Source organism: Streptomyces sp. PsTaAH-137, assembly GCF_003259365.1.
GTDB lineage: Bacteria > Actinomycetota > Actinomycetes > Streptomycetales > Streptomycetaceae > Streptomyces.
In genome coordinates, this window is record NZ_QLLY01000025.1 from 113,290 (window position 1) to 121,590 (window position 8,301).

Sequence of the window (8,301 nt, forward strand, 5' to 3'; positions counted from 1 at the left end):
ATCGGCGGGGTCAGTTGACGCCCCGGTCCCGCCCCTCCCAGTACGGCTCCCGCAGCTTGAACTTCTGGATCTTGCCCGTGGCCGTACGCGGGATGGCGTCCCGGAACTCCACGGTCGTCGGCGCCTTGTATCCCGCCACCCGCTCCTTGCAGTACGCGATGATCTCGGCCTCCGTCACGGTCGCGCCGTCCACGAGCACCACCAGGGCCTTGATCGTCTCGCCCCACTTGGGGTCCGGTACGCCGATCACCGCGACCTCGGCCACCGCCGGGTGGCTGAAGACGGTGTCCTCGACCTCGATCGACGACACGTTCTCGCCGCCGGTGATGATGACGTCCTTCTTGCGGTCCGAGATCGTGAGGTGGCCGTCGGCCGGGTCGAAGGTGCCGCCGTCCCCGGTGTGGAACCAGTCGCCCTCCAGGGCCGCCGCGGTCTCCTCGGGCTTCTCCCAGTAGCCGTCGAGCACGACGTTCGAGCGGGCCAGCACCTCGCCGGAGTCGGCGACGCGCAGCTTCACGCCCAGCGCGGGCACACCGGCCCGGGACTGGCGGCGCGCCCGGTCCTCGGCGGGCAGCAGGGACTCCTCGGGCCGCGCGCGGTTGAACGTCAGGACCGGCGACGTCTCCGTCAGACCGTAGATCTGGGTGAACTCCCAGCCCAGTTCCTGCTCCACGCGCTGGATCATGCGGCTGGGCGGCGGGGCGCCCGCGCACACGATCCGCACCCGGTCGCGGCCCGGGATCGCGCCGTCCCAGCCGGTGGCCGCATCCAGCACCGCGTTCCACACCGCGGGCGCGCCGCACATCAGCGTCACGCCGTGCTCGTCCACGCGCCGCAGGATCTCCGCGCCGTCGACCTTGCGGAGCACGACCTGCTTCATGCCGAGTCCCGCGGCGACGAACGGCATGCCCCAGCCGTTGCAGTGGAACATCGGCAGGGTGTGCATGTACACGTCCTGCTCCCAGGATCGGGTGTGCAGGCCGAAGGTCAGCCCGTTCACCCAGATGTTGCGGTGGGTGAGCTGGACGCCCTTGGGGCGCGCGGTGGTGCCCGACGTGTAGTTGATGGTGGCGGTGGCGTCCTCGTCGGGGGCCGACCAGGGGCGCGGCTCCACCCCGAACCGCATCAGCTCGGTCTCGGTCTGCTCGCCGAGGACGAAGCGGTGGGCCGTCTCGGCCTTCGCGCTGATCTCCTCCACCTCGGGGTCGACGAGCAGCACGGACGCGCCGCTCTGCCGCACGACGTACTCGATCTCCTCGGCCTTCAGCCGGAAGTTGACCGGCACGGCGATCCGGCCGCTCATCGGCACCGCGAACAGCAGTTCAAGGAGGCGGGACGAGTTGTGGCTGAGCACCGCGACCCGCTCGCCCTCCCCCACGCCGAGCGCGTCGAACCCGGCCTGCCAGGCCCGCACCCGCTCACCGAGCCGTCCGTACGTCGATGTCGGCACCGGTGTGCTCGGCTGGTCGGGTTCGTCGATCACCCCGGGACTGTGGGCGAACCCCAGTTCGGCCCGGTCCAAGAAGTCGCTGATCGTCATCGGAACGCGCATCGTTCTCTCCTGCTCCCTGGGTACCCGCAGCGCCGCGGACCCGGCCCTTGCGGACCGTGTCTGACATCGTGTAGTCCGTGACGCGGATCTCACCACCCCCGAACGGGGGTGAACAGAGCACAGCAGGGAGATCGAGGGTGAGCGCGGACGTCTCCGAGGCCGTGGAGCTGCGGTCGGCACTGGTGCGGCTGCGCCGGGGCACCGAGCTGCCGGTCGCGTTCGGCGGGTTGACGGCGGGCCCCGGCCAGGTGCGCATCGGCGAGCTGAGCGGCGCGGCGACGCATTCGCTGCGCGGCCTCGCGGTGGCCACGGGCAACGGGCTCGGCGGCAAGGCACTCTCCCTGGCCCGGGCCTGCGCGGTCACGGACTACCACGACTCGCGGCACATCAGCCACGAGTACGACACCGCCGTCGCGGCCGAGGGCCTGCGCTCGGTCCTCGCGGTGCCCGTCGTCGTACGGCGCCGGGTACGGGGCGTGCTGTACGGGGCGCTGCGCACCGCCCAGCCGCTCGGCGACCGGGTGCTCACCGCGGCGCTCGCGGCGGCCCGCGACGTGGAACAGGCGCTGGTGGTGCGCGACGAGGCGCACGAACTGCTGTCGGCGGCGGCCGCGCCGGCGGCCGAGGGCACCGGCGCCTGGGAGGAGGTCCGCGAGGCCCACGGGGCGCTGCGCGCGCTCGCCCCGAGGATCGTGGATCCGGCCCTGCGGGCCGAACTCCTCGCGGTGTGCGGCCGGTTGGCGTCCGCCGGGGCGCCGCCGGAGCGGGAGACGGCGCTCACGCTCGCGCCCCGCGAGGTCGATGTGCTGGCGTGCGTGGCGGCGGGCGCGACGAACGCGGTGGCGGCCGAGCGGCTCGGCCTGCGCCCCGAGACCGTCAAGGGATATCTGCGGTCGGCGATGCGCAGGCTGGGGGCGCACACCCGTGGTGAGGCGGTGGCGCAGGCGCGGCGGGCGGGGCTGCTGCCGTAGGCCCTCCGCACCGCGTCGGGGCGATTGTCAGTGCCGTGGTCTTCAATGGCGTATCAGGGGATGGTGGGATGGCGTCCCGGTGCAGTCAGGTGCGGTCGTGCGTGGTGGGGGGTGGGCTTGTGGTGTCGACGGACAGGTGTCTGGCGTTCGCGGCGATGTCGCTGCTGGTGATCGTGATCCCGGGGCCGAGCGTGCTGTTCGTCATCGGGCGGGCGCTCGCGCACGGCAGACGCACGGCGGTGGCGACGGCGCTGGGCAATCTCGTCGGCTCGTATCTGCTGGTGGTGGCGGTGGCCCTCGGCGTCGGTTCCCTGGTGGAGCGGTCGGCGGCGCTGTTCGTGGCGGTGAAGCTCGCGGGCGCGGCGTATCTGGTGTACCTGGGCGTCCAGGCGTTCCGGCACCGGCACGCCATGAAGATGGCGGACCTGCGCGGCCCGGCGGAGCCCGCGAAGGGCACCGGGCGCACGGTGGTGGACGGGATCCTCGTGGGTGTCACCAACCCCAAGGGGATCGTGTTCTTCGCGGCGGTGCTGCCGCAGTTCGTGAACCACGACGCGGGGCGCGTCCCGCTCCAGATGCTGCTGCTCGGTCTGATACCGATCTGCATCGGCCTGGTCACGGACACGCTGTGGGGGCTGACGGCGTCGGCGGCGCGCGACTGGTTCGCGCGCTCGGACCGGCGGCTGTCGATGATCGGCGGGACGGGTGGCTTCGCGCTGATAGGTCTCGGGGTGACGGTGGCGGCGACGGGCCGCGCCGACTGACGCTTCGGCGCCGGACGGGTCAGGTGCGGACGGTGCCGAAGTCGACGGTGACCGGGCCGGGCGCCTCCAGGACGGCTGCGGTGCGCTCCGCCTCGGCGACGAGTTCCTCGCGCCGGGCGCGAGTGAGCGGGCGGAAGGGTTCGAGGGTGAGCACGCTGCCCGCGCCGTCGCTCTTGGCGCCCTTCGGCTCCTTCAGGGTCCACAGGCCGGCGAGCATCCCGTCGACGAGGAAGGTCAGGTAGGCGGTGTTCACCTGCCAGTTGCGGCCCCGGTCGGCCTCGTCGATCACGCGGGTGCGGTCGGCGTGCGAGAGGAGGAGGTTGTCGAACTCGGCGAGCAGCCGGGGCGGTGCCGGGGTGTCCTCGTCGGGGCGCGGGGCGTCGGGCAGGTCGAACAGCTCCACGCCGTGCTCGTCGCGGAAGGTCACGAGCTCCGGCCGCAGCCGCTCGAAGGCGTCCTTGGTGCGGGTGAGGCCGGCCCACTGCTGGAAGTCCTTCACCGAGGCGGGCCCGAAGGCGCCGAGGTAGCGCAGGATCGTGGCGTCGGGGGCGGGGGTGGGCGCGGTGGGCACGTCGAACCAGTGCTCGGCGGTGGTCAGGCGCACGCCGCCGCTGCGCCGCCACAGGCCGCGCGGGGTGACCTGGACGAGCGGCAGACCGGCGCGGGCGGCGATCATCAGGGCCTGCGGGTCGGCGTCCGGCCACTCGGCGAGGAGCAGTTCGCGGATCTCCTTCGGGGTGCGCGGCTCCTGTTCGACGTAGGGCCGGGTCAGGGCGGTGAGCCGGTCGAGATCGACGCCGTCGAGGCCCTTGCGGAACAGGCGCAGTTCGCGCTCCCGGGCGGGCTGCACCAGCGGGCGCAGCGTCATGCAGTCCTCGGCGGTGTGCAGGTGGATGGTGGAGCGCATCGTGACGATGCGGGCCACACGCCGTGCGGCGAGGGCGTCGGAGAGGTCGGTAGGCGTGAAGCCGTCGAGGCGGGCGGCGAGCGCGAGATAGGGCGGGCGGACCTCCTGCGCCTGGAGTCCGACGAGATGGGCGACGGCCTCCTCGGCCTTCATCGGGCTGCGGCGGAGCAGGAGTTGCCGTTCCAGGGTGGCTCGGCCGAGGGCGCGCGCGGTGATCGGCTTCGTCGTCATGAGGGGACGGTAGCGGTCGATGCGGTCAGCCGCTGTCCGCGATGCCGCTGCCCGCGCATACGGCCCTCGCTGGTTACGCTGCCCGGGACCCTCGCACCACCGACAAGGAGGCGGCGATGCCGCGACGGCAGGATGGACGCCGCTACACCTGGCGCCGGGGAGTGGACCCGCGCCCGCCGGCCGGATCGCCCGCCGCGCCCGGCACGGAACCCGCCGCCCCACAGGACGTACCGCCCGACAGCGTGGTGCACGCGGCGCTGTACCGGGACGGGGTGCGGGTGGCGAGCCCCGCGTCGCTCACGGACACGTACCGCCAGTTGCGCGAGCGGCCGCGGACGACGGCGTGGATCGGCCTGGCCCGCCCCACGGAGACGGAGCTGAAGTCCCTCGCGGCCGAGTTCGACCTGCATGAACTCGCGGTCGAGGACGCGTTGGAGGCGCATCAGCGGCCGAAGCTGGAGCGGTACGGCGAGACGCTCTTCGTCGTGCTGCGCGCGGCCCGCTATCTCGACGCCCCCGAGGAGGTCGACTTCGGCGAGCTGCACGTGTTCGTCGGCGCGGACTTCGTGATCACGGTCCGGCACGGCGCGGCACCGGACCTGTCGGCGGTGCGCCGCCGCATGGAGGACTCCCCCGACCTGCTCAGGCTCGGCCCCGAGGCGATCCTGTACGCGATCCTCGACGCGGTCGTCGACGGCTACGCCCCGGTCGTCGACGGGGTCCAGAACGACATCGACGAGATCGAGACGGAGGTCTTCTCGGGCGCCCCGGAGGTCTCCCGCCGCATCTACGAACTCTCCCGGGAAATGGTCGAGTTCCAGCGCGCCACCCGCCCCCTGGTCGGCATGCTGCACGGCCTGATGGCGGGCTTCGCCAAGTACGGCACCGACGAGGAACTGCAGCGCTACCTGCGCGACGTCGCCGACCACGTCACCCACACCAGCGAACGCGTCGACGGCTTCCGCCAGGCGCTCACCGACATCCTGACGGTGAACGCGACCCTGGTGACCCAGCAGCAGAACGCGGAGATGCGGGCGCTGGCAGAGGCGGGGTTCGAGCAGAACGAGGAGATCAAGAAGATCTCGTCGTGGGCGGCGATCCTGTTCGCTCCGACGCTGGTCGGGACGATCTACGGGATGAACTTCGACCACATGCCGGAGTTGCACTGGGTGTTCGGATATCCCTTCGCAATGCTACTGATGGCAGCTGTATGCACCAGTTTGTACGTCATCTTCAAGCGGCGGGACTGGCTCTGAGTAATCGGCCAACAAGCGCCGACACTCCGATGCCAAAGGCACGGACACGGCCGGCACAGGCAGTCTCAAGCCGCTGGGGAGAATCTGGGGAGAATGAAAAGCACTCCGCTTCGGCTGGCCTCCCCCGTCGCAAGGCCCGTGCCTGGATCACTCTCTCCATCACATCAGCCACCCGGAGCATTGGTCGACACGGAGAGTGAGCGAACTGGCAGATTGCGAAACGCCGAAGAGGGGCGCAGAGTACTGCACCCCTCTTGCTCCCACCTCGCGGGAAATCGCGTCTTCTATGCGACTGCCGGGGGCCGGTTGAGCAGGGCGTCGATTGCGCCGCGCCCCTTCCCTCCAGCTTCGGGCATGAAGTGGGCGTAGAAATCCAAGGTGATGGTCGGGCTGGAGTGCCCGAGCCAGCGTGCAAGGGTGACGACGGATTCTCCCGCTTCGAGGATGACCGAGGCGTACGTGTGCCTCAGCACGTGGAAGCCGTCCTTGCGGGACGCTTTCCAGTGCTCGCCCTGCTTCCGCACGGGGATCACACCGGCCGCGGCCAGGGCGGGCTTCCACACGTCAACGTTGAAGATGTTCGCCCGGATGGCGTTGCCGTATGTCGTGGTCAGGATGAGCGGGAACTTCTCCCTCTCACGGTCGGGCTCCGGACCGCCCCACGGCAGCTCAACCTCGACAGCGGGGTACTCCATGAAGTACTCGGCCAGCGCCGAGGCAACTGAGGGCGGCATGTCGACGACGCGGGTCTTGCCGCCCTTCGGGAGCGTGAAATACAGGCGTCCGTGGAGGAGCTGAACCTGCCGACGGATGCGCAGCAGGCCTCGGCGGAAGTCAACGTCCTGCGGCGACAGCCCGAACACTTCACCTTGGCGCAGACCGCAGCCCAGGGCGACCACGGCGGCGATGCGGTAGCGCGGGTTGATCGAGTCCCGAACCCGCAGCGCGGTCGCCAGCGGCCAGGCTTCCCGCTGGTCGTCTGGCGCCTTGGGCCAGCGCACCGATTTGGCCCGCAGCGGATTGCGCACCAGCCGCTTGTCGTCGATGGCGGTCTCGAAGATGTTCGAGAGCGTGGAAAGGATCTGTCGCGCGTAGCGCGGGGAGAGGTCCCTCACCAGCGTGGCGATGTAGCCCCGCAGTACCGTCGGGGTGATGTCGCGCAGGGACACCGCTCCGAGGTGAGGCCGGATGTGAAGCCGGACACGCTCGTCTATGCGCTTAAGGGTGCCGGGGGCGCCCTGAACTCCTGCTTGCCAGTAGCGGACGGCGTAGTCCTCCAGGGCGATGGAGCCGTCGCGCGGGTCAACGAATTCGCCGCGTTCGCTATCGGTGCCCGCCTGGCGCAGCCAGGTCTTGGCATCTTCTAGCGTGTCGAAGGACTTGTCCCGGACGCCGGGGATGCCGGCGACTCGGTATCGGGAGCCCTGACCGTAGCGGGCGGTGCGTTCGCGCTTGCCGGTGGCGGGGTCCTTCTTCTTCTTGATCCAGCGGTCTTCGATGTAGCCGGCCAAGCGACTCCTTCCAGTAGGGGGCTGGTTGCTGCACGATGAAGCCGCTGCTACGCGCTCGGCTTGTAGTTCGAGCGGCGCTGTGGTGTCACGCTGAGGGGACTGAGGGTGGCGTTGGACCGCGAATCCGCCTGCTCCTGTTCACGAATCCAGGCGTCTAGGGCTTCCCTTCGGTACATGACTCGGCCGCGGGATCCCATGCGGAAGCTCGGGGGTCCCTGCCTACGGTGGCGCCAGACGTAAAGGGTGTGGGGTGAGAGGCCGAGATAGTCGGCGGTGTCCTTCACAGTCAGGAAGGCGGCGGATACTGCGCCCGAGGAAGGTTGGGTGGCAGGCAAAGATCGTGCTGGCATCGGTGGATCTCTGTGAGATAGCGGAGGAGCGAGCGCGGCTGGACGGAGCGTTACCTCCTTCCATCTGTTGCCGTGTCATGCGGCCGGTATGGAATCGCTGATCTGCAGCCAACCGCTGCCGTCGTCGGTGAGTTCCACGTCTCGGACGCGCAGCGCCAAGGCTTCCTCCGGCTGCAACGCCTCGAAACCGACAGACGCTAGGAAGACCCGCAGCACGAGGCCGCTCCTGGGCTGTTTGGCGGCCCAGTCCAGAATGGAAAAGCACTGCCGATCGGGCAAGAGAATCGATTCTGAGTCGGCAACCGCAGCCATGGAAAAGCTCCTTGGGGTGAGTGATGGGGCAGACAGAACAGGTCGGGCACCGTAGGTGGATCGGACAGCGCCTGAACTCCTTCAATGGTCCGGAGAATCGCCGGTTTGGGTAACCGGCGATCCCGTGCTACGTCGCGCCGACCACGCAGATGATCTTCCCTGAGCCGCTCTAGGTTCACTTGCTTCGCCGCGCAATTCCAGTCCCTGCCGGACGCAATGCGTCTGCCGTGAGCGAATCACCATGCCGACGCAGAAGAATAGCTGGCGCCCAGTCACCAAGCGGTCAGCCTTAACGGGAGAGGGCGCCACCACAGAGCAGGCGCTTTCTAAGACGCCATTTCAGTTGGCGTGATCTTGCGGCAGGCTGGGGTGATGGCTGCTGTGCTTGTCGAACGGTTGGCGCCGGATGATCTGTGGGAGTTGTTCCAACGGGTGGTCCCGCCGGCC

8 protein-coding genes are annotated in these 8,301 nt (G+C 69.9%); 3 read left to right on the forward strand and 5 right to left on the reverse strand.

Annotated features, from left to right (window positions below; translation table 11 throughout):
• Window positions 1-10 precede the first annotated feature (10 nt).
• Complete coding sequence (locus K377_RS37110; RefSeq protein ID WP_111668051.1) at window positions 11-1,552, reverse strand: AMP-binding protein; 1,542 nt, start codon at window positions 1,550-1,552, stop codon at window positions 11-13.
• Between the two features lie 137 nt (window positions 1,553-1,689).
• On the opposite strand from K377_RS37110, the gene K377_RS37115 reads away from it, so the two are divergent.
• Together K377_RS37115 and K377_RS37120 are read left to right on the forward strand one after the other, a co-directional pair.
• A complete protein-coding gene (locus K377_RS37115) occupies window positions 1,690-2,523 on the forward strand; it encodes a LuxR C-terminal-related transcriptional regulator (protein ID WP_111668052.1) in 834 nt (277 codons plus the stop codon).
• A 119-nt stretch (window positions 2,524-2,642) separates the two neighbouring features.
• A complete protein-coding gene (locus tag K377_RS37120) occupies window positions 2,643-3,287 on the forward strand; it encodes a LysE family translocator (RefSeq protein WP_111668053.1) in 645 nt (214 codons plus the stop codon).
• Window positions 3,288-3,306: 19 nt separating this feature from the next.
• On the opposite strand, the gene K377_RS37125 is transcribed toward K377_RS37120, so the two are convergent.
• Window positions 3,307-4,425, reverse strand: a complete 1,119-nt coding sequence (locus K377_RS37125) for a winged helix DNA-binding domain-containing protein (protein WP_111668054.1) — start codon at window positions 4,423-4,425, stop codon at window positions 3,307-3,309.
• Between the two features lie 116 nt (window positions 4,426-4,541).
• On the opposite strand from K377_RS37125, the gene K377_RS37130 reads away from it, so the two are divergent.
• Window positions 4,542-5,681: a magnesium and cobalt transport protein CorA gene (locus K377_RS37130; RefSeq protein ID WP_111668055.1), complete on the forward strand. Its 1,140-nt coding sequence runs from the start codon at window positions 4,542-4,544 to the stop codon at window positions 5,679-5,681.
• Window positions 5,682-5,965: 284 nt separating this feature from the next.
• Here K377_RS37130 and K377_RS37135 read toward each other — a convergent pair whose 3' ends face one another.
• The 3 genes from K377_RS37135 to K377_RS37145 all read right to left on the reverse strand — a co-directional run bounded on the left by K377_RS37135 (window position 5,966) and on the right by K377_RS37145 (window position 7,854).
• Window positions 5,966-7,192 carry a site-specific integrase gene (locus tag K377_RS37135; protein ID WP_181512742.1) on the reverse strand — a complete coding sequence of 409 codons (1,227 nt, stop codon included), beginning with the start codon at window positions 7,190-7,192 and terminating at the stop codon, window positions 5,966-5,968.
• Window positions 7,193-7,239: 47 nt separating this feature from the next.
• Window positions 7,240-7,542: an AlpA family transcriptional regulator gene (locus K377_RS37140; protein ID WP_111668056.1), complete on the reverse strand. Its 303-nt coding sequence runs from the start codon at window positions 7,540-7,542 to the stop codon at window positions 7,240-7,242.
• A gap of 75 nt (window positions 7,543-7,617) precedes the next feature.
• Window positions 7,618-7,854 (reverse strand): hypothetical protein, encoded by a 237-nt coding sequence (locus K377_RS37145; protein WP_111668057.1) that lies wholly within the window; start codon window positions 7,852-7,854, stop codon window positions 7,618-7,620.
• Between the last annotated feature and the right edge of the window lie 447 nt (window positions 7,855-8,301).